The 20,111-nt window shown below is 68.9% G+C and carries 20 protein-coding genes; 12 read left to right on the forward strand and 8 right to left on the reverse strand.

The window, feature by feature from the left end; all coding sequences use genetic code 11:
- Position 1: 1 nt before the first annotated feature.
- From VFL28_12810 to VFL28_12835, 6 genes are all read right to left on the reverse strand, one after another.
- Positions 2-1,744 carry a hypothetical protein gene (locus tag VFL28_12810; GenBank protein HET7265544.1) on the reverse strand — a complete coding sequence of 581 codons (1,743 nt, stop codon included), beginning with the start codon at positions 1,742-1,744 and terminating at the stop codon, positions 2-4.
- Positions 1,745-1,752: 8 nt separating this feature from the next.
- A complete protein-coding gene (locus VFL28_12815; GenBank protein ID HET7265545.1) occupies positions 1,753-2,466 on the reverse strand; it encodes a prepilin-type N-terminal cleavage/methylation domain-containing protein in 714 nt (237 codons plus the stop codon).
- Positions 2,467-2,473: 7 nt separating this feature from the next.
- Positions 2,474-3,010 (reverse strand): prepilin-type N-terminal cleavage/methylation domain-containing protein, encoded by a 537-nt coding sequence (locus VFL28_12820; protein ID HET7265546.1) that lies wholly within the window; start codon positions 3,008-3,010, stop codon positions 2,474-2,476.
- Positions 3,011-3,096: 86 nt separating this feature from the next.
- Positions 3,097-4,488 carry an O-antigen ligase family protein gene (locus VFL28_12825; GenBank protein ID HET7265547.1) on the reverse strand — a complete coding sequence of 464 codons (1,392 nt, stop codon included), beginning with the start codon at positions 4,486-4,488 and terminating at the stop codon, positions 3,097-3,099.
- Between the two features lie 12 nt (positions 4,489-4,500).
- On the reverse strand, positions 4,501-5,046 hold the full coding sequence (locus VFL28_12830; GenBank protein ID HET7265548.1) for a type II secretion system protein: 546 nt from the start codon (positions 5,044-5,046) through the stop codon (positions 4,501-4,503).
- 205 nt (positions 5,047-5,251) lie between these two features.
- Positions 5,252-5,776 (reverse strand): type II secretion system protein, encoded by a 525-nt coding sequence (locus tag VFL28_12835; GenBank protein HET7265549.1) that lies wholly within the window; start codon positions 5,774-5,776, stop codon positions 5,252-5,254.
- A gap of 391 nt (positions 5,777-6,167) precedes the next feature.
- On the opposite strand from VFL28_12835, the gene VFL28_12840 reads away from it, so the two are divergent.
- The 12 genes from VFL28_12840 to VFL28_12895 all read left to right on the forward strand — a co-directional run bounded on the left by VFL28_12840 (position 6,168) and on the right by VFL28_12895 (position 16,741).
- The gene (locus VFL28_12840) at positions 6,168-7,106 is read left to right on the forward strand and encodes an ABC transporter ATP-binding protein (protein HET7265550.1); all 939 of its coding nucleotides are present in this window, start codon (positions 6,168-6,170) and stop codon (positions 7,104-7,106) included.
- Positions 7,103-7,876 (forward strand): ABC transporter permease subunit, encoded by a 774-nt coding sequence (locus tag VFL28_12845; protein HET7265551.1) that lies wholly within the window; start codon positions 7,103-7,105, stop codon positions 7,874-7,876. The genes VFL28_12840 and VFL28_12845 overlap by 4 nt, the downstream gene beginning before the upstream one ends.
- On the forward strand, positions 7,876-8,586 hold the full coding sequence (locus VFL28_12850; protein ID HET7265552.1) for a hypothetical protein: 711 nt from the start codon (positions 7,876-7,878) through the stop codon (positions 8,584-8,586). The genes VFL28_12845 and VFL28_12850 overlap by 1 nt, the downstream gene beginning before the upstream one ends.
- A complete protein-coding gene (locus tag VFL28_12855; GenBank protein ID HET7265553.1) occupies positions 8,583-9,005 on the forward strand; it encodes a DUF4352 domain-containing protein in 423 nt (140 codons plus the stop codon). Before VFL28_12850 ends, VFL28_12855 begins: the two co-directional genes overlap by 4 nt.
- Before the next feature lie 5 nt (positions 9,006-9,010).
- Positions 9,011-9,613: a hypothetical protein gene (locus VFL28_12860; GenBank protein ID HET7265554.1), complete on the forward strand. Its 603-nt coding sequence runs from the start codon at positions 9,011-9,013 to the stop codon at positions 9,611-9,613.
- A 78-nt stretch (positions 9,614-9,691) separates the two neighbouring features.
- Positions 9,692-9,982: a hypothetical protein gene (locus VFL28_12865; protein ID HET7265555.1), complete on the forward strand. Its 291-nt coding sequence runs from the start codon at positions 9,692-9,694 to the stop codon at positions 9,980-9,982.
- 131 nt (positions 9,983-10,113) lie between these two features.
- On the forward strand, positions 10,114-10,914 hold the full coding sequence (locus VFL28_12870) for a nucleotidyltransferase family protein (GenBank protein ID HET7265556.1): 801 nt from the start codon (positions 10,114-10,116) through the stop codon (positions 10,912-10,914).
- On the forward strand, positions 10,892-11,611 hold the full coding sequence (locus VFL28_12875) for a metallophosphoesterase (GenBank protein ID HET7265557.1): 720 nt from the start codon (positions 10,892-10,894) through the stop codon (positions 11,609-11,611). The genes VFL28_12870 and VFL28_12875 overlap by 23 nt, the downstream gene beginning before the upstream one ends.
- A 101-nt stretch (positions 11,612-11,712) precedes the next feature.
- On the forward strand, positions 11,713-13,320 hold the full coding sequence (locus VFL28_12880; protein HET7265558.1) for an ABC transporter substrate-binding protein: 1,608 nt from the start codon (positions 11,713-11,715) through the stop codon (positions 13,318-13,320).
- A gap of 28 nt (positions 13,321-13,348) precedes the next feature.
- A complete protein-coding gene (locus tag VFL28_12885) occupies positions 13,349-14,275 on the forward strand; it encodes an ABC transporter permease (protein ID HET7265559.1) in 927 nt (308 codons plus the stop codon).
- A complete protein-coding gene (locus VFL28_12890; protein HET7265560.1) occupies positions 14,272-15,186 on the forward strand; it encodes an ABC transporter permease in 915 nt (304 codons plus the stop codon). Before VFL28_12885 ends, VFL28_12890 begins: the two co-directional genes overlap by 4 nt.
- Before the next feature lie 25 nt (positions 15,187-15,211).
- Positions 15,212-16,741: a M81 family metallopeptidase gene (locus VFL28_12895; protein HET7265561.1), complete on the forward strand. Its 1,530-nt coding sequence runs from the start codon at positions 15,212-15,214 to the stop codon at positions 16,739-16,741.
- 31 nt (positions 16,742-16,772) lie between these two features.
- Here the strand turns inward: VFL28_12895 and VFL28_12900 are convergent, their stop codons facing one another.
- Positions 16,773-17,984: a type II secretion system F family protein gene (locus VFL28_12900; GenBank protein HET7265562.1), complete on the reverse strand. Its 1,212-nt coding sequence runs from the start codon at positions 17,982-17,984 to the stop codon at positions 16,773-16,775.
- Positions 17,985-18,003: 19 nt separating this feature from the next.
- On the reverse strand, positions 18,004-19,974 hold the full coding sequence (locus VFL28_12905; GenBank protein HET7265563.1) for an ATPase, T2SS/T4P/T4SS family: 1,971 nt from the start codon (positions 19,972-19,974) through the stop codon (positions 18,004-18,006).
- Between the last annotated feature and the right edge of the window lie 137 nt (positions 19,975-20,111).

Below are 20,111 nucleotides of genomic sequence, written 5' to 3' on the forward strand. Positions count from 1 at the left end.
GTCACGGCTGCCCGAGCGGCCGGTCCTGCCACGAGACCGTGGAAAAGTTGAAGATCTGCGGGTTGAGCACCACCTCGGTGCTCGCCCCGCCGCAGAAGTTGACGGTGCCCAAATCGTCGACCTGGTTGACCGACGTGGTGCTCGACGGGTCGTTCTGGGAGAACACGCCGCCCTGGATCACCACCGTACCGTGCGAGTACACGTTTCCGGGCGTGTAGATGAAGCCGGTGAAGACCGTGTTGGCGGCGATGTCCACGTCGCCGGTCGCGAAGATGACGCCGAAGTTGTAGTTGTCGAAGTTCGTGTTGGAGCAGGTCAGCGTGCTGTTTCCGGCGATCGACCCGTTGATGTGGACGACCCCCAACCCAGCGTTGTCGATCACGAGGCTCTCCGGGCTGCTCTTCGTCCCGCTGAACGTGACGTTGGTACTGCTGATCGTCGAGACCGGCGACGCACAGGAGATGCCGTCGCCGGTGTTCACCTGATCGAAGACGTTCGTCCCGGGGTTCGCGTTCTGCTGGCAGGCGAGCGACGTCACAGCGATACTCGGCAGTAGCGGGATGTAGCGGATGCCCTCCTGGTTGCCGGCGTTCGCGCACGGCGCGGTGCAGGACGGCGCCTGGAAGAACGTAGTCGCCGCGCCGCGTGTCAGATCGTCAGACACCAGTCCCCAGTCCAGGTACCGCATCGTGCAGGGAGGAGTCGTGCAGGCGGTCGACGTCCCGTAGTAGCGGCCCGTCCCGCACGGCGGCGAACCGCTCGGGAGTGACACCGTACTCCCGCTCACGCAGATCGGCTGCGTCACCACCGCGAGCAGCACTTTGCCGTTGGCGCCGCTGAGGCTCCAATACGACGGCGTATACGAGACGGGCGTGTAGTTCATGACGCCGTTCCCGTTCTGCGACGCCGTCACGATCGTCACCGGAAGACTCGGGCAGCCGCTGTAACATTGGTTCACGAGCGTCGTGAAGTCCGCCGCCGCCATCCCGAGCGGCGTCGCCGGATGCCAGTTAACCGGCAGCGTGTTGCCCTGGGCGTCGGTGGCCCGGCCGCTCTGCCCCGTGCACGCGGTCGGCGCGACCTCGCTAGTCGAGCCGTTCGCGCACTCGGCCTTGAACGATCCTTTCTCCTGCGCGCCGCTCCCCGCATCGATGGTCGTCCCGCCCATGACCTGAGGACCGACGAGGGTTGTCGCTGTCGCGCCTGATCCCGGCGGCGGCGACTTTGCATACGACGCGAACACGATCGACGTGTCGGAGTACGTATCCCCGACGATCGGGGACGAGTCGCCCTGGAAGGTCACCTGCGGGCCGACGATCGTGTCGCCGAACCCCGACTTCATCACCGCCCGCACGAAGATGCGCACCCCCCGCGGCGCGCCGTACGACGAACCCAGCGACAGGATGGGAAAGATCGCGCGGTCGGCGGCCAGCGGCGCCTGGAAGACAATAGTGTTGGCATTGGGCGTCACCGTACTGCTCCCGCACGTCGCGCCGGAGGTCATGCTGTTGACGAAGCACGTGGTGCCCGGGATCCCGCCGAACGTCCGCACCCAGTTGAACCCTTCTTGGACGCCGCCCTCCGCGACCCCGAACGCGAGCGCGCTGTCCCGGCTGTAGCCGGCAAACCCCAACTCGCTGCGGTTGAGCGACTCAAAGCCGAACAGGAACATGCCCATCACGCTGAGCATGATGAGCGCCGTGATGAGCGCCGTCCCGCGTTCCCCTTCCCGTCCCCGCATCATCGTCCGCCTCAGTAGGTCAGCGTGGAATTCCGGAGCATCACGTCGTCGGTCACGGTGGCCTGCGACGAGACGTTCTGTCCGGTCTGCGTTTGCGACGCGGTTACCTGGATCGTGAACTCTTTGGCCGACGTCGTGGGACACCCGCCCCCCGGATTCAGGCTGAGCCCGGTGATGTTGCTGGCAACGAACGTCACGGCGATCGTGTTGGCGACGAGATCATACGTGGCGCGGACCAGGTACGGCCCGGTCGTGTTGGGCGTCGGGCCATTGGTCGACGAAGCAAGGTAGTACGTGACGTACGAGCCGGCGTAGGGGACCAGCCCCGGGTTCGGCATCGTGCTCGTCTCCGCGTCGGTCGCGAAGATCGTCCCCGTCGGGGTCAGCGTGACCGATGCCAGATGCGGCAGCACCATGCTCACCTGCGGCGGCGTGCACGACGTGTTGAACGTCACCGAGTTGAGGCCGACCGTCTTCGTCACCCCGTTGAGCAGCTGGCCCGCCTGCCGGAGATCGCGGGTCATGCGGTCGACGGAGATCCGCGCCCCCTGCTGGACCTGCGTCGCCACGTCGCCCTTCCAGTAGGCCTTGAGGCTCGCGAACAGCAGCGAGAACATCGCGCCCGACGCCATGGACAGGATCGCGAGCACGATGATCAGCTCGATCAGGGTCATCCCCAGATCGGCCGGCCGCCTGGAAGCCTGGGTCTGCCGGTACATCGCCATGTCGCTCCTACGGCGTCACGAAAGTACTGACCGTCACGCAGCCGAGGCCGACCGCCACCGCGGCCCCGCCCGCCACGCACCCGTTCGGCGAGGTGCTGTTGCCCGACGTGTAAATCGTCTGACCGCGCACCGGCCAGTGCGTCGCGACGGCGATGTGGAAGAGGTACGGCCCGGTCGGCGCCGCGTACGGGTTCACCGGCGCGGCGAAGACGCCCGTCGACGCGGACCACGTCCAGTACTGGATCTGCACGTCGCGCGTAAAGTACGCCGCGGACGCCGTGGTGGTGTTGCCGTTCTGGTCGAAGTACTGGCTGCCGACCACCGTACCGTAGTCGCCGACGGACCCGGCCAGGGTCGACGTCACGGTGTCCCGGTACACCTCGACCTGCTGCAGCCCGAGGTTCGCGCTGCGCGTCTGATCCTTGCCGTACAGCGACATCGCCATGAGGCGCGGGTACGAATCCGCCGCTGCGAGCAGCCCGATCAGCATCAGCACGATCGCGATCATGACTTCGACCAGGGTGAACCCGCCGTCGTCCCGCAAAGTGGACGGGATCCCGGGCAGTGGATTCCGGAACCGCGCAGGTATACGCATCGCCAAAGGATCGTTATGCCGTGCGCGTCGGGGTTTTAGACGCGGGCGACGCGCGGCCGGAGGGCCGCGACGGCGCCCACGAGGATCCAGAACAGCGGCGCGACGCTGATATAACTGAAGGACAGCTGCAGCTGCGCGAGATAGGCGGCGAATCCGCCGACAAGACCGGCGGCGATCACCTGCGGATCCACCAGCAGCGATCGCCGGTCGTCGCCGCGCCGGAGCCCGTGATCGCCGCGCGGCCGGGCGCGCGCGGTCCGCCAGGCGGTGCGAAGCACGACGAAACACAGCCAAACGTACGCGGCGAGCCCGACAAACCCCGCCGCGATCGCCTGCTGGAGAAGATCGCTGTGCGGCCTGTCCACGATCACGCGCTGCATGGCGGCTTCGGGGAAGACCCGCACGAACTCCGGCGTGCCGTAGGCCGGGTAGATCTGCGCGAGGGTGTCGGGCCCCCACCCGAACCACGGCCGAGCGACGACCAGGGGCGCCGCAGTCCGCCAGATGAAGAGGCGCGAGATCGCGCTCCCGCGGTCGGACACGTGCCCCAGTTCGGGCGGCCCCGTGAAGAGCACGGCCGGCGTGACGGCGGCGCACAGCACCGCCAGCACGATGAGCGGCCGCGCGACCCGAGCGAGCGCGGTCTTTCCGACCGTCGCGGCCCAGGCGACGACGCCCACCGCGAGGGCGCCCCACTCGGCCCTCGCCGCGGTCGCGACAAGGGCGGCGTACAGCCCAATGGTCAGCGCACCATACGCAAGCCGGCGGCGGGGCGGACTGGCCGCGTAGAGCGCCAGGGTCAGCGGCAGCACCAGCACCGCGTACGCGCCGAGGGCGAGCGGGCTCCCCGTCGTCGCCCAGGCCCGTGCCCAGCCGCGGCGCGTGATGTCCACCGGCACCGGTGAGAATCCCAGGTGCTGCAGCAGCGCGAGGGCGCTCATCACGCCGGCGCCGGCGAGCACCAGCGCGAGAATCGTGTGCAGGCGCCGCGGCGGCTGCAGCGCGCGGGCTGACAGCGCGGCGGCGGCGCCGTAGGCCAGCCACGTGAGGAGGCCCTCGTAGCGGTAATCCTCGCCGACGAGGCTCAGCAGCGGATTGACCGAGAGGACCGTCGCAATCGTCAGCGAGGCGAGCCACGCGGCGAACGCGGCTCCGAGCGGCGCTCCGAGATCGCGAAGCCACGTCGCACCCTCGGTGCGCAGCAGCGACGCCGCGCCCACCGCGACCGCGGCGTAGAGCACGCAGACCTTCGGCCAGTAGTACGCGTCGTACCACGCGGGCACGACGACGAAAGGCAACACGACGGCGGCCGAGCCCACCGCGAGCGCGAGCGGCAGCGAGTCCGTGCGCCGTCGGTCCAAAGCGTCGCCGGCCCGGACCGCCGGCCGCGGCCGGTCCGTCCAGGTTTCGACCCGGACGCCGCTCACGCGCTCGTCACCTTAGGGCGATGCCTGAGTGCCTCGGGTGTGATCGATGCCGGCGATGGATCCGCCGGTACCGTCGTAGCCTGCGACCCACGGATCGGCAACCTGGTCGGTCCGGCACGCCACGTGTCCATAGGAAGGGTTGGTCGGTACGGCGTTGCCGGCGGGGCTGGGATTGCCCGACACGCCGTTCGACAGATAGTAGTCGGAGCCATCCGTCACGGTGGGGTCGTCGGGTTCGATGTACATGCTCGACACCACAAACTGCGTGAGTCCGGACGACAACGTCGCCGCGCTCGGCACCGAGTTGTTCATCGTCCCGCCCGCCAATGTCGGACCCGGGTTATCGGTTTCCCACATGGTGATCGCCGTCTCGAGGTTCCGCTGGTTGCTGACGCACGAGGCCTTCCGCGCCCGCTCGCGCGCCAGGCCGAACTGGGGGATCAGGATCGCGGCCAGCACCAGGATCACCAGAATCACTATCATCAACTCGATGAGCGTGAAGCCTCGCTCGTTCCGAAAGCCCTTGGCCTGCGCGCGCCTGATCACGGCGTGTCCCACCCCCCGGGAGCAGCCTCTTCAGGCGCGCCCCTGCCGTCTTAAAGTGCCCAGAAAACGCCGAAATGCGACGACCGGACTCACAGCCGAACGAGTAGGCGCGGTCCCGCCATACCGCTGCCTGCGCGCGGTTGGTCAATCGAGCGCCGGCCAAAACGTAGAGGCCCGGCGGTTACACCGGGCCTCTATGCAACGATGTCGCTGCGAGCTACGGCGAGGCCTGCGCGCCGCGGGTGTGGTTGATGTTGTTGACGGCTCCGCTGGTTCCATCGTAACCGGCGACCCATCCGTCGGCGGTCTTATCGGCCTGGCACGCGACGTGCGCGTACGACGGGTTTGTGGGCACCGCATTGGCCTGTGTGCCGGCGGCAGTGCCGTTGGACAGATAGTAATCTGCGCCGGTGGTGACCGTTGCGTCGTCTGGCTCCACGTACATGCCGGCCAGCGCGTACTGCGGGCTTCCCGACAGCGTCGTCGCGCTCGGGATTGACGCGTTCAAATCACCGCCCTGCAGGTTCGTGCTCGGATTGTCCGTCTGCCACATCGCGACGGCCGTCTCGAGGTTCCGCTGGTTGCTGACGCACGAGGCCTTCCGCGCGCGCTCGCGCGCCAGGCCGAACTGCGGGATCAGAATCGCGGCCAGCACCAGGATCACGAGGATCACGATCATCAGCTCGATGAGCGTGAAGCCCCGCTCGTCCTGCCGCATTCTCTTCATGAGTTTACGCAGCACGTGCCACCTCCTGTCGGTGTCGGACTATTGGTCTGGCTCTTGAATGAGATCGCCCATGAAGGCATCTGGTCGTCGTCCCCCGGCGCCTCCCCCCTCCTTTCGTTCCTCTGCCGTGCTCGCGGACGCGCCACGCGACCGAGAACTGCCGCCCCATGGCCGTGCCACGCTCGTCATGCCCATTCGTTTCAAGCGATAGACGTATGCACGGGGGCACTCATTCAAGCGCACGACGATGGTCTCGCGCGAAGCGCACGCGGCCGTCGGGCGCGATCGCGGCGTGCCGGCGGCGGCGTATCGATCCGGTGCGACGGCCGTCTAAGTCGCCGTCCCGGCGGGCATATGATTCTGCGGCGCACTTGCACGAGATTTCCATCGGAGTGGAGGATACGGCGTGCAGCCGACGATTTCGGTTCAGCACTTGACCAAGCGCTACCGCAACCCCCAACATGCGGATCGGGCGGCGTTGGCGGGGCTCACGCTGGATGTTCCTCCGGGCGAGATCTACGGCTTTCTCGGGCCCAACGGGGCCGGCAAGACGACAACCATCAAGCTGCTCCTCGGCCTCATCCGGCCGACCGGCGGAGGCGGCGCCGTCCTCGGCCACCCGCTCGGATCAGTTGAGGCGAGGCGCCGTCTCGGTTTCCTTCCCGAGTCGCCGTATTTCTATGAGTACCTCCGGGGCGACGAACTTCTCCACTACTACGGGTCGCTGTTCGGACTGCCTGACCAACTCCGGCGCGGCCGCGTGGAGGAACTCCTGCGCCTCGTCGGGCTGTGGGAGCACCGGCGCCTCACCGTCCGCAAGTACTCACGGGGCATGCTGCAGCGGCTGGGGCTGGCGCAGGCGCTGATCAACGATCCGGACCTCGTCATCCTCGACGAACCGGCGGGCGGATTGGACCCGATCGGACGCCGCGAGATGCGCGACATCCTGCTGGACCTGCGCGCCCGCGGCAAGACGGTGTTCCTGAGCTCGCACATTCTCGCCGAGGTGGAGACGGTGTGCGATCGGGTCGCCATTCTGCACCGCGGCGAACTCGTCGCGGTCGGGCGGATCGGGGACCTGCTCACGCAGAGCCGGGAGATGGAACTCACGGTCCACGGCGCCAACGGCGCGCTCGGCCGGCAGGTCGAGGAAATCCCGGGGGCGACGATCCATCACGGCACCGACGCGACGGTGGTCGTGGTGCCCGAACAGCGCTTCGTCTACCCGATCATCGACATGGTCCGGCAGACGGGCGGCCAGGTGGTATCGCTCGGCGCGAAGCGCGAGCGGCTGGAAGACCTCTTCGTCAAGCTCGTGGGGGAGCGGGAAGGCGGTGCCGCATGAACGCGTCCGTGACCCTGGTCGTCGCGCGGCAGGTGCTGCGGGAAGCGTGGCGCCGGCGGACGCTGCCGGTCCTCGCCATGTTTGGCTGCGGCCTGATTATCAGCAGCGCGTTTCTCTCGTTCTTTCAGCTCGGGGTGGAGATCAAGTTTTTCAAAGACGTCGCCCTCACGGTGATCTTCCTGTTCGGGACGCTGGCCACGCTCGTGCTCGTCAGCAGCCAGTTGTCCGGCGAGATCGAAAGCCGCACGATCTACAACGTGCTCAGCAAGCCGGTGCGGCGCGTCGAGCTCGTGCTCGGCAAGTTCGGCGGCTCGATCGCGGCGACCGGACTCGCCATCGCGCCCATGGTGGCGATCCTGGTGTTCTTCGTCCACGTCGACCGGGGCGGCGCGATGCTCGAGGCCGTCAAAGCGGGATACTTCCTGTGGCTGTCGTTCGTCGTACTCTCCGCCATCGCGCTTGCGATCGCGTCCTTCAGCAGCACGGTCGTGTGCGCGTCGTTGACCGTCCTCGTGTTGGTACTCAGTTACCTCAAGGGCGCGGTGACGACGTACATCGCGCTCGTGTCGAACAGCGGCGCCGCGGCCGCTATCGGCCAGGCGTTCTACTATCTCCTGCCCAACTTCGAGAACTTCAACGTCCGGACCGCGGTGGTCCACAATACGATCGTCCCGTGGCCGTACCTGTTTCGGACCAGCCTGTACGCCGCCTCGCTCGTGGCCTTCTTCCTGTACGCCGGCGTCCAGATCTTCCAGGAGCGTGAGTTCTAATGACGGTCACGGGGCCCCGCCTCCGCCTGGCGATCACCGCGACGTTGCTCATGGCCTGCGTGGCCGGCACCCAGGCGCTGGTCGATCGCGACCGGGCCGCCGTGAACGACGAGGCCGACGTCCCGTTTAGCGCCGCCGCCGTCGTGGTGCGCGGCTTCGTCGGGCAGATTCGGGGCCTGCTGGCCGACTTTCTCTGGCTGCGCGTCGACGAGTATCAGCATCGCCGCCGCATCGTGAACGGCGACCTGCTGCGGGCGGACGACGAAGCGCTGATGCCGCTCGTCCGCCTGATCACGTGGCTCAACCCCCACTTCACCGACGCGTACGCGCTCGGCGGCCAGTGGCTGGCGTTCCACTTTGAACGGCCCCGCGAAGCCGTGGCGTTTTACGACGAGGGCATTCGCAACAATCCACGCGACGCCGGCCTGTTGACCGGCGCCGCGTGGGTGTACTGGAGGTTCCTCCATGATCCCGCGGAGGGCGCGGCAATGGCCGACCGGGCGGCCCGCGTCACCACCGATGATCTGGGGAGATTTCAGGCGCTGTGGCTCGAAGCGCACATTCTCGCCGCCGGCGGCGACCGCGCCGGCGCGATCCGTGCGTGGACGAGAGTGGGCGAGATCCCGGGCTACGAGGTGACCGCCCGCTACTACATCGCACGCCTCTCGCGGCCCGCCCCACGCGCCGGAACAAACGGATCGCATCCATGACGCCCCTCACCAGACGCCTCTTCCAACTGGCCGCCGCGCTGGTGCTCGCGAGCACCGTCGTCATCGTGACGCAGTGGGCCTACCCGGCCGGCCGGGTCGCCATCCACCTTGGACGTCCCGAGTACTCGCGGGTCGTCGCTGAACGCGACGTGTACGTCACCATTGATCTGCGGGTGCAGAACGTCGGCGTCGATCCGGTGACGCTCGATCGAGAGCACTTCATGCTGGTCGACGATCGGGGACACTCGTACCAGAGTGACCCCTCGACGCACTTCCTGCGCAACCATTTCGACGTGACGACGATTCTGCCGGCCCACGAGATTCGCGGCGCGACCGTGTTCCGAATCGTTCCGGGGCGGACCGCGCGCGAAATGATCTTCGTCACGACCACCGGAGAGATCGTGCACTTCCGCCTGTAGCGACCGTGACGCCCCGCCGCCAATTCGCCGCGCTCGGCGCGGCCGCGATCGCGGTGGCCGCCGCGTTCGTCGCGCTCGGCCGCGGCGGTCATCCCGGTCAGTCCGGCGCCGAAGTCGTACAGGTATCGTCCGCGGACACGCGCGCCGCTTCGACGGCCCAGCGCTCGCCGGAGCCCCCGGCGGCGGCAGACCCGGGGGCCGCCGGCATGGACGCCGGCGACATTCTCGAGCCCATGGCCGCGCAGCTCGCCGACCTGCTCGAGCACCTCCGGGAGCAATGCGCCGCCGCGCGCCGGGGCGAAGATGCGCCGATCCTCTCGCCGGCGACGCGGTGCGTCGATGCCGCCGAGGCGGCGGCCGGCACGGTGGAGTTCGTGCGCGGCACACTGGCGAGCGCAGCCGGGCGAGACGTCCCCGGCTCGGTACGAGCGCGGTGGGCGCGCGACCTCGAGGCCGCGGGCGCCGAGATCCGGACGTCGCTCGCGCCGTGGCAGGAGTCGCTCCGGCGGAACTTGGCGTCCGGCGGCCCCTCGCCCGCAGCATTTCGCGATGCGGCGCGCCTCCGCGACCGGATTGCCCGCGTGCTGGCGCAACTGAACGAGCCGTAGCGTGAGCGCGGTCGCGGGGAGCCCAAGTAGAAAGACGCCGGCCGGCCGGCTAAACGTCCCCGCGCGAGGTGGAGTCTCGTGAAGACAAGCGCGGCGTTCGCGGCGGTCGTACTCGCCAGCTTAGGCCTTCTCGTGTGGCTAGCGACAAGCACACGTTACTATCAGTGGGACAACTCTCGCGGTGTCGTGTACCGCGACGACGGCTGGACCGGGATGCGCGAAATCCAGCTGTGCACCGACGAGCACCACGGCGGCCGCGTCATCCAGGCCTGTCACTGGGCGCGCGATCCGTTTGAAACCCGGGCACACCCGCAACCCGACGGCATGCGCCTGCCGGACGGCGCCGCGGGAAGCGCGCGATCACCGTAAAATGACCGCCGAGAGCGGGCCGGGCCACGGGATCTCGGCCTTGTCCTCGTTCTTGCGCGAGCCTATAGCATCGTCCCCCGGCCGGGGTACTCTATGTAGCAGGGGCACCGGCCGGGAGGTGGCGTCGCCGCATGAGCATCACCGCGGGCATCATCGAGGCGGAACGATTCTACGCCGATGCGCTCCGTGCGCTCGTGCGCAGCCGGATTCCGTTCATGATCGGCGGCGCGTACGCCCTGCGCGTGTACGCCGGCATCGTGCGCCACACGAAGGATCTCGATGTGTTCTGCGCGCGGCGCGACCGGGCCCGCATCCTGCGCGTCCTCGCCAAGTCCGGCGAGCGAGTGGAACACACCGACCCCACGTGGATCGTCAAAGTCTACCGGGGCGATCTCTTCATCGACGTGATCTACGGCTCCGGCAACGGGATCTGCCCGGTCGACCGGCTGTGGTTCGAGCACGCGCGGCCGGCGCGGCTGCTCGGGTCGCGGGTCCGGCTGATTCCCCCCGAGGAGATGATCTGGAGTAAGGCGTTCGTACAGGACCGCTACCGGTACGACGGCGCCGACATCGCGCACGTTCTCCGCCGGCAGGGGCCGACGCTCGATTGGCGGCGGCTCGTCGACCGGTTGGGACCGGAGTGGGAGATCCTGCTCGCGCACCTCATCAATTTCCGATTCACCTACCCGGCCGAGCGGGACGTCGTTCCGTCGTGGGTGCTGCGCGAGCTGCTCTCGCGCCTCGAGCATTCGCAGAACGATGCCGGTCGCGGACGGGACCCGGCGGCGGCGGTCTGCCGGGGGACGCTGCTCACGCCCCACGACTACGTCCCCGACGTGACCGCGTGGGGCTACGCCGACGCGCGCGCCGACGTCGCGCGGCGGGCACGGCGGAAGGTCGGAGGCAGGCGTGCGCATCGCCGCGCTGGGTGACCTGCACATCCGCGAGGCGGTGCCCGAGCCCCTGCGGCGGGCGTTCGCGGAGGTGAACGACCGCGCGGACGTGCTCGTGCTCTGCGGCGACCTGACCGATCACGGGTTCATCAAGGAGGCGGACGTCCTCGCGGAGGCGCTCGGAGTCTGCCGGATCCCGAAGATCGCGGTGCTCGGCAACCACGACTACGAGAGCACGCCGCCGGAGGAACTCGTCAAAGTCCTGACACGCACCGGGCTGATGGTCTTCGCCACGGAGCCCTGGACCCTCGACGGCGTAGGATTCGTCGGCGCGAAGGGGTTCGCGGGTGGCTTCGGCCGCCTCGCCCTCCAGCCTTGGGGCGAGCACGCGGTGAAGCAGTTCGTCCAGGACGCCGTGAACGAGGGCGTCATCCTCGAGCGGGCGCTCCACCGGCTCAAAACCGAGCAGGGCATCGAGCGGACCGTCGCCGTCCTCCACTACGCGCCGATTCGCGAGACGGTCCAGGGCGAGCCGCTCGAGGTCTTTCCGTTTCTCGGGTCGTCGCGCCTCGTCGACCCGCTGGACCGGTTCGGCGTCGCCGCCATCCTGCACGCGCACGCCCACCACGGCTCACCCGAAGGGCGCACGCCGCAGGGCATCCCCGTCTACAACGTCTCGCTGCCGGTGCTGCGGCAGGTCAACCCCGAGCAAGACTACCGGTTGATCGAAGTGTAAGCCGCGCGGCCCGCGCCCCGCCTCCGCCGGTCGCCGGAGGGGTTCGGAACGCGGGACCGAATTTCTGGCCCAACCCCGAAGCGACAATCGAGGTGCGATCAATGGGCGAGGAGCGCTTGCACAGCAGGACGAGCCGCCGCGAGTTTCTGACGAGCGCGGCGCTGGCCGGCCTATCCGTCACGTCCCCGGGCTGGCTGCCGCGGGGCGCCGCGGCGGCCGCGAAACGCGGGGGTACCATGGCTGTGACCGGGCACCAGGAGATCTCGAGCCTGAGCCCCGACGATTCCGGGCCAACCGTCATCTGGACGGCCGTCACGCAGATTCACAACGCCCTTTTGGAACTCGACGAGAATTTCAATCTCGTTCCCACCCTGGCCGCGTCGTACGCGGCGGCGCCGGACGGCATGTCGTACACGTTCAAGCTCGTGCACGGCGTCAAGTTTCACGACGGCACCGCGTTCACCGCCGACGACGTAAAGTACACCTACGAGTGGTACATGAACCCCGCGAACCACGCCGTTCAGGCCAACAACTTCAAGGGCGTGGGGTCGGTCGAAACCCTCGACAGGTACACCGTCCGGGTGAAGATGAGCGAGCCCAACGCGGCGTTCCTGGCCAAGGGCGCGTCCACGATGATCGTCCCGGCGGCCTATCACGGCCGGCTCGGCGAGAAAGCCTACAAAAACGCGCCGATCGGCACCGGGGCGTTCCGCCTCAAGGAATGGCGGCCCTCCGAGCACACGCTGGTCCAGGCGTTCGATCAGCATTTCCGCGGCCGGCCGTATCTCGACTTCTTCCGGGTCGACATCGTGCCCGAGCCCTCGGTGCGGGCGATCGGCCTGCAGACCGGCCAGTCCGACTCCTCGGTGTGGCCGCTACTGACCGAAGACAACCTCCGATTCGCGAAGGACCCGAATTTCGAGACGTTCGTGACGATCACGACCGGCGTCAACCACTTCCCGATCAACAACAAGCGGCCGTTCTTTGCCGACAAGCGGGCCCGGCGGGCGCTGATGCACGCGATCGACCGACAGCGCCTGATCGACGACATCTTCAAGGACACGGCGGCGCTCGCGACCTCGCACCTCTCCCCCGCCTTCAAAGGGTACTACGAGCCGAACGTCGCGACGTACCCGCACGACCCCGCGAAGGCCAAGGCGCTGCTCGACGAGGCAGGCTGGAAGCCCGGCCCCGACGGGATCCGCCAGAAGGGCGGCGTGCGGTTCTCGTTCACCTGCACCACGATCGTCGGCGACCAGGCCCGCCGGCCTGAAGCGGAGGTCGCGCAGCAGGACCTCAGAGCGGTCGGGATCGAGATGAAGCTCGCGGAGGCGCCGGTCGCGACGATCACCGAAAAGATGCGGAAGGGCGAGATGGACGCGTCGCTGTTCAACTGGACGTACGGCGGCGGCGGCGGCGACCCCGATCCCTCGCTGACGCTGCGGTCCAACGGCGGCAACAACTGGTCGCACTACGCGAACCCCAAGGTCGACAGCCTGATCGACGCCGGCCTCCGGGAGCCGGACCCGAAGAAGCGCCGGCCGTATTACAGCGAGATTCAGAAGATCGTCGCGGACGAGGCTCCGTTCGTCTACCTCATGTACTGGAACTGGTACAACATCTTCACGAAGCGCGTCCAGGGCCTGCCGAAGGCGATGTTCAACGGCCCGCAGATCTACCGCAAGGCCTACCAGTGGTGGCTCGCGTGACGTAGGCCGCCGGCCTCCGGCGCGGCCGATGTGGCGCTACCTCCTCACGCGCCTCGCGCAGGGCGCGGCCGTCGTCTTCCTCGTGGCCACCGCCACCTTTCTGATCCTGCGCCTCACGCCGGGCAACCCCGTCGACGTGATGGTCGGCGAAGCGGAGGTTACCCCCGAGCAGGTGGCCGGCATCAAGCATCTGTGGGGCCTGGACCGGCCCTGGTACGTCCAGTACGCGACGTGGCTCCGCAACATGGCCCGCGGCGACTTCGGCGAGTCCGTGATCCGCACCGGGGTGCCGGTCAAGACGATGCTCTTGCAGGCCGCGCCGGTCACGCTTGCGTTGAACGTCGCTGCGTTCGCGGTGTCCGCGGCGATCGCGATCCCGATCGGGATTCTGGCCGGCGTCCGACGGTACTCGATCTTCGACTACGCCGGAACGGTCGGCGCGACGCTCGGCGTCGCCCTGCCGAGCTTCTGGATCTCGCTCATGGCGATCATCCTGTTCGCGGTGAAGCTCCGCTGGCTGCCGCCGTTCGGGCTACAGTCGTGGACCGGCTACATTCTGCCGGTCGCCGTGCTGGCGACGGAGCAGACCGCGGTAATCACCCGCCTCATGCGCGGCTCGGTCGCCGCAATCTTGAATCAGGACTACGTCCGGACCGGGCGCGCCAAGGGTCTGGCCGAACCGACGGTGGTGCTGCGCCACGCGGTGCGCAACGCGCTGCTGCCGGTGATCACGGTCCTCGGCTACCGGGTCGCGTTCCTGTTGAGCGGCACCATCATCGTCGAGACGGTCTTCGCGCTGCCCGGCGTGGGGCGCCTCTTGACCGACTCCGTCTACCACCTGGACTACCAGGTGGTGCAGGTGATCGCGCTCGTGCTGGCGGTGATCGTCGTGGCCGCCAACATCGCCACCGATCTCGTGTACGCCCTCGTCGACCCCCGGATCCGGATCGGATGAGGCGGGCGCCGGAACGCCCCCTCGATCCGTCCCGTCCGTTCGCGCCCGCGCCGTTCGCGCGGCCGGTCCGCCGCTCCGAATGGTGGCGCGCCTGGCGGCGGTTCGTGCGCTACCGGCCGGGCGTCGCCGGGCTCGCCGTCGTGCTGGCGATCGCGGCCGTCGCGGTCTTCGCGAACGTCCTCGCCCCCTACTCACCGCTCGCGATCACCCCCGGCATGCGCGGCGGCGCGCCGACGCCGGCGCACCCGCTCGGATTCGACCATATCGGACGGGATATCCTCAGCCGCCTCATCTACGGCTCGCGGGTGGCGATCGCCGTCGCGGTGCTGGCGACCGGGATCGCCGTCGCGATCGGGGTGGCGGTCGGCACCACCGCCGGCTACCTCGGCGGGCGCGCCGACGCGGTGCTGTCGCGGATCACCGACGCGCTCATGGCCTTCCCCGTCCTCGCCCTCCTCATCGCCCTCGTCGCGGTCGTCGGCCCGAGTCTGACCAACGTGATCCTGGTGATCGGGGCGACCGTCTGGGCCTCGTACGCGCGGGTCGTCCGCGCCGACGTGCTCAGCCTACGCGAGCAGGAGTTCGTGACCGCGGCGCGCGCGGTCGGCGCGACGGACCGGCGGGTGATCTGGCGGCACCTCGTGCCGAACGTCGTGAGCCCGGTGATCGTCCTCGCGACCCTGTCGGTCGGCAACATCATCATCCTCGAGGCGGCCCTCTCGTTCCTCGGCCTGGGGGTGCGGCCGCCGACGCCCGACTGGGGCGGCATGCTGGCCGACGGCCGGGGCTACATCACGATCTACCCGCAGATCGTGATTGCCCCCGGCGTGATGATCGCCCTCACGGTGCTGGCGTTCAATTTGCTGGGCGACGGGCTGCGGGACGCGCTCGACCCGCGGCACCGGCTGTAGGAACACGAAGCGGAGGCGACGCGAAATGCGCATCGCGATCGGCGGACTGTCGCACGAAACGAACACCTTCTGCGTGGCGCCGACCGAGGTCGGCGAGTTCAAGGCCCGGGAGTGGACGCACGGCGAGGCGCTCGCGGCCCGCCACCGCGGCGTGCGGGACTATCTCGGCGGCATGCTCGCCGCCGCCTCGGACGGGGGCATCGAGGTAGTGCCGACCTTCGCGACGCGCGCGACGCCGTCCGGCACGATCCGGCGGGACGCGTACGAGGAGATGCGCGGCGAACTCCTCGCCGGACTGGAAGGGGCCCTGCGGGGCGGAGTCCGCGCCGCGGCGGGCACCGCGGGGGTCGATGCGATCTGCCTCGCCCTCCACGGCGCCGGCGTCGCGGACGGCGTCGACGACGTCGAAGGCGACGTCCTCGCGCGCGTGCGGGCGCTCGCCGGGCCCGCGCTGCCGGTCGTCGTGACCCTGGACCTCCACGCCAACGTCACGGAGGAAATGGCCCGGCACGCAACGGCGCTCCTCGGCGTCAACGAGTACCCGCACGTCGATTCCTTCGAGCGCGGCGCCGAGGCGATGGTCCTCGCGGCCCGCGCGGTCGAAGGCCGCGTCCGTCCGCGCATGCACCTCGTGCGGATTCCGATGCTCGTTCCCACCACGGCCAGCAGCCAGAGTCCCGTGCGCGAGATCAACGCGCGCTGCCGCGAGTGGGAGGGCCGGCCGGGGATCCTGGACTGCACGTTCTTTCACGGCTTCGCGCATACCGACGCGCCGGTCGTCGCCGCCGCGGTCGTCGCCGTCTCGGACGGGAGCCAGGCCGCCGCGCGGGAGGCCGCCGCGGACGTCGCCCGCTACGCGTGGGGGCTGCGCGAAGCGTTCCTGAAATCAGCGCCCGGGCCGGCCGAAGCCGTGCACCTCGCGCTCGCGTCGGACGCCCGCCCCGTCATCATCAACGAAACGTCCGACAACCCGGGCGGCGGTGCCCCGGGCGACGGTACGTACCTCCTGCGCGCGCTGCTGGACGCGGGCGCGGCGGAGACGTGCTTCGGCTTCATGTGGGATCCGCAAACCGCGGCACAGGCCCACGCCGCCGGCGCGGGCGCCGTGATTCGCGTGCGGCTCGGCGGCAAGACCGATACGATGCACGGCGCCACGATCGAGACGGATGCCTACGTGAAGTGCCTGACCGACGGCCGGTTCATCCAGCAGTCGCCGATGGGCCGCGGCGCCCGCGTCGACCTCGGCCCCATGGCGCGGCTCGTGATCCCCGCCGGCGGACCGCCCGACGGCGGTGTCGACGTGCTCGTGTCGTCGGTGCGGTCGCAGACCCTCGATGCGGAGGTGTTCTTGCTCCACGGAATCGACGTCGCGCGCCGCCGCATCGTCGCTCTCAAATCGAGCCAGCACTTCCGGGCGGGGTTCGAGCCGATCGCCGCGCGCATCATCACCGCCGACTCGCCCGGGCTGACGACGCTCGACCTCACGACGTTCCCCTACCGGCGTCTCGCGAGGCCGGTGTGGCCGCTCGACGGCGAGACGCCCTTTCCCCGGTAACCGTGGCGCCCGCGCCGCCGGGCGCCGCGGCCTACTTGATCGCGCCGACGAGCGTGAAGAGCGGCAGGTAGAACGAAATCACGATGAAGCCGACGATGCCGCCCATCACCATGATCAGCGCCGGCTCCAGCACCGACGTGAGCGCCGTGACCGCGTACTCGACCTCGGTGTCGTAGAAGTCGGCCACCTTGGCCAGCATCGTGTCGAGGGCGCCGGTGCGCTCGCCGACCGCGACCATCTGCACGACCATCGCCGGGAAGATGCCGCTCGCCTGCAGCGGCGCCGAGATGCTCTCGCCCTCCCGGATGCTCGTGCGAACGGTGTCGAGGGCCTTCATCAGCACGACGTTGCTGGTCGCCTTCGAGACGACGTCGAGGGCGTGGAGGATCGGGACGCCGCTGTGGATCAGGGTCCCGAGCGTGCGGGAGAACCGCGCCATGACGACGTTGCGATTGACCGGCCCGAACAACGGCATGCGCAGTTTGAAGCGGTCGAACCACCGGCGCCCGTCCGGCGTTCCGATATAGTACCGGAACCCGTACACGGCGACGACGAAGACGAGCACGAACACGTACCAGTACTGGCGGCTCGTGATCGTAAACCACATCAGGAACCGGGTCGGCAGCGGCAGCGGGACGTTGAGATCCTGGAACACGCCGACGAACTTCGGCAGGATGAAGAACACGATGAACGACACGATGCCGCCGGCCGCGCTGGCGACGAGGATTGGATAGACCATCGCCGCCTTGACCTTCTGGCGGAGGGTGAGTTCCTTCTCCAAGAACCCGGCGAGACGGCCGAGCACATCATCGAGGGCCCCGCCGGTTTCCCCGGCGCGGACCATGTTGACGAACAACTGGTTGAAGGCCTCCGGGTGCGACGCCAGCGCGTCCGAGAGCGGCACCCCGCCCTCGACTTCGCCGCGCACCTTACCGATGATCTCGCGCAGGCGCTGGCTGCTGGTCTGGGCCTGCAGGATGGTAAGGCTGGCGATGATCGACAGGCCGGCGTTGATCATGGTCGTCAGCTGCCGCGTGAAGATCGTGAGGTCCTTGAGCTTGACCCCGCGGAAGCGCGCGAGCATGTCCTCGATCTTGGGCTGCGTGGCCCGCCGCTTGAGCGAGGTGATGAGGTAGCCCATTTCCTGCAGGCGGGAGATCGCGGCGCTCTCTGTGTCGCCGTCGATCGCTCCGCTCACGACCTGGCCCGCCCCGTTCCGTCCTACGTATGCGTACGTCGACACGTCCAACCCCTCCGGTGCGCTAGCGGTCCTCTGAAACGAAGACCACGCGCAGCAGTTCCTCGACCGTCGTGACGCCCTCCAGTACCTTTTGCACTCCGTCCTCGCGGAGCAGACGCATCCCGTCCTCGTGCGCCGCCGCGCGGAGCTGGTCCGCCGAGGCGCCGTCCAGCACGAGCCCGCGCAGCCGGTCGTGCATCACCATCAGCTCGAAGGCGCCGATCCGGCCGCGGTACCCGGTGCCGCGGCAGAAGTCGCAGCCGCGCCCGCGGTACAGGCTGAGGCCGCCATGCTCCTCGGGGTCGAGGCCCAGGCGGCGCAGCGCGTCCGCGGGCGGCGTGTACGCCTCCTTGCACTGGGAGCAGATCACCCGGAGCAGCCGCTGCGCGAGAACCCCGATCAGCGACCCCGTCACGAGGAACGGCTCGATGCCCATGTCGGCGAGGCGGGTGGCCGCCCCGGGGGCGTCGTTCGTGTGCAGCGTCGTCAGCACGAGGTGCCCGGTCATCGCCGCCTGGACGGCGATCTGGGCGGTTTCGCGGTCCCGGATCTCGCCGATCAGCACCACGTCGGGGTCCTGCCGCAGAATGCTGCGGAGGCCGCTGGCGAAGGTGAGTCCCGCCCGGACGTTGACCTGCACCTGGTTGACCCGCGGGATCTGGTACTCGACCGGGTCCTCGACGCTCACGATGTTGCGCTCCGGCGTGTTGATGCGCTCGAGGGACGTGTACAGGGTCGTCGTCTTCCCGCTGCCGGTCGGACCGGTGACGATGATCATGCCGTACGGTTTGGTGATGAGCCCCTCCCACGTCGTCAGCAGGTCGCTCGGCATGCCGATCCGGTTGAGCGACGCCTTCGTGTTGGACTGATCGAGAAGCCGGATCACGATCTTCTCGCCGAGCACGGTCGGCAGCGTGCTGACCCGCAGATCGTATTCCTTGCCCTCGAGACGCAGGTGAATGTGGCCGTCCTGCGGCACGCGACGTTCGGCGATGTCGAGGTTCGCGAGGATCTTCACGCGGGAAATCATCGCGGCCTGGATCTGTTTCGGCGGCGCCATGATGTCCTGCAGCATTCCGTCGACCCGGAACCGGACTTTGACCTCGCGCCGCTGCGGCTCCAGGTGGATGTCGCTCGCTCCCGCGCGAACGGCCTGGTGAATGATCTGGTTGACGACGCGGACGATCGGCGCTTCTTCGACCATCGAGCGGAGGCGCTCGATCGTGACCTCCTCGGTACGGTTCGGATCGTCGAGGATTTCGGATTCGACCGCCGGGCCCTGCGTCTTGAGCAGCTCCTCGACGTCCGCCACGAGCCCCTGAAACTTGCTCTGGAGCCGGCCGACGTCCTCCGCGCTCGCGATGATGATCTCGACGTCGAGTCCCGTGAGCAGGCGTATGTCGTCGATCGCGACCACGTTGGAGGGGTCCGGCATCGCCACGACCAGACGGTCGTGCTTGCGATCGACGGCGATGATGCCGTGACGCTGCGCGAGGTAGGCGGGGATCAGCCGCGCGGCTTCGGGACTGACGCTGTCCTCCGCCAGTTCCGTATACGGCAGCCCCCACTGCTGAGCCACGGCCCGTGCGAGCTGGCGCTCGGTGACGACGCCCATTTCCACGAGCACGCGGCCGAGGCGGGATTTGCTCCGCCGCTGGACCTCGAGCGCCTGCTTGAGCTGCTCGACCGTGATGACGTTGTGCGACAGGAGAATCTCGCCGATCGGCTCGATGCGCGGCAGCGTCGGCTTACCGTCGCCCAGGGCCGCCGGTGGCGCCCCCGCGCCGTTGGTCGGCCCCTGCGGAATCGCTCCGGGACCGGCGGTCCGGCCGTTCGGCGAGCCGGGACGAGCGCCCCTCGGCGGAACCTCGGGTTGGGCGGGACGTCCCGGTTGACGCAGGGACACGGCCGCGCGTTGGTCGAGAAGCTCGGCGTGGCTCATGCCGTTGCCGGGGCCGCGGCCGTTACCGCTGCCCTTCGTGGTATGCTCCACATCGCCCGGCGCGCCGGCCGCTACCGCCGGATCGGCCGCGCCGCCGTTCGGCGGTGCCGATATCGTGGACGGCGAGTCCGGCGTCGGCCGGTCCGCCGGCAAAGACGCAAAAACGCCGCGGCCGAGCCATCTCGGCC

The sequence above is a fragment of the bacterium genome (genome assembly GCA_035691305.1).
Taxonomy (GTDB): domain Bacteria; phylum Sysuimicrobiota; class Sysuimicrobiia; order Sysuimicrobiales; family Segetimicrobiaceae; genus DASSJF01.

Excerpts from the sequence above, each read along its gene's own strand:
- VFL28_12810 (HET7265544.1), bottom strand. The coding sequence starts at position 1,744 with ATGATGCGGGGACGGGAAGGGGAACGCGGGACGGCGCTCATCACGGCG.
- VFL28_12815 (HET7265545.1), bottom strand. The coding sequence starts at position 2,466 with ATGGCGATGTACCGGCAGACCCAGGCTTCCAGGCGGCCGGCCGATCTG.
- VFL28_12845 (HET7265551.1), top strand. The coding sequence starts at position 7,103 with ATGAACGCGTCCGTGACCCTGGTCGTCGCGCGGCAGGTGCTGCGGGAA.
- VFL28_12850 (HET7265552.1), top strand. The coding sequence starts at position 7,876 with ATGACGGTCACGGGGCCCCGCCTCCGCCTGGCGATCACCGCGACGTTG.
- VFL28_12855 (HET7265553.1), top strand. The coding sequence starts at position 8,583 with ATGACGCCCCTCACCAGACGCCTCTTCCAACTGGCCGCCGCGCTGGTG.
- VFL28_12870 (HET7265556.1), top strand. The coding sequence starts at position 10,114 with ATGAGCATCACCGCGGGCATCATCGAGGCGGAACGATTCTACGCCGAT.
- VFL28_12880 (HET7265558.1), top strand. The coding sequence starts at position 11,713 with ATGGGCGAGGAGCGCTTGCACAGCAGGACGAGCCGCCGCGAGTTTCTG.
- VFL28_12885 (HET7265559.1), top strand. The coding sequence starts at position 13,349 with ATGTGGCGCTACCTCCTCACGCGCCTCGCGCAGGGCGCGGCCGTCGTC.
- VFL28_12890 (HET7265560.1), top strand. The coding sequence starts at position 14,272 with ATGAGGCGGGCGCCGGAACGCCCCCTCGATCCGTCCCGTCCGTTCGCG.
- VFL28_12895 (HET7265561.1), top strand. The coding sequence starts at position 15,212 with ATGCGCATCGCGATCGGCGGACTGTCGCACGAAACGAACACCTTCTGC.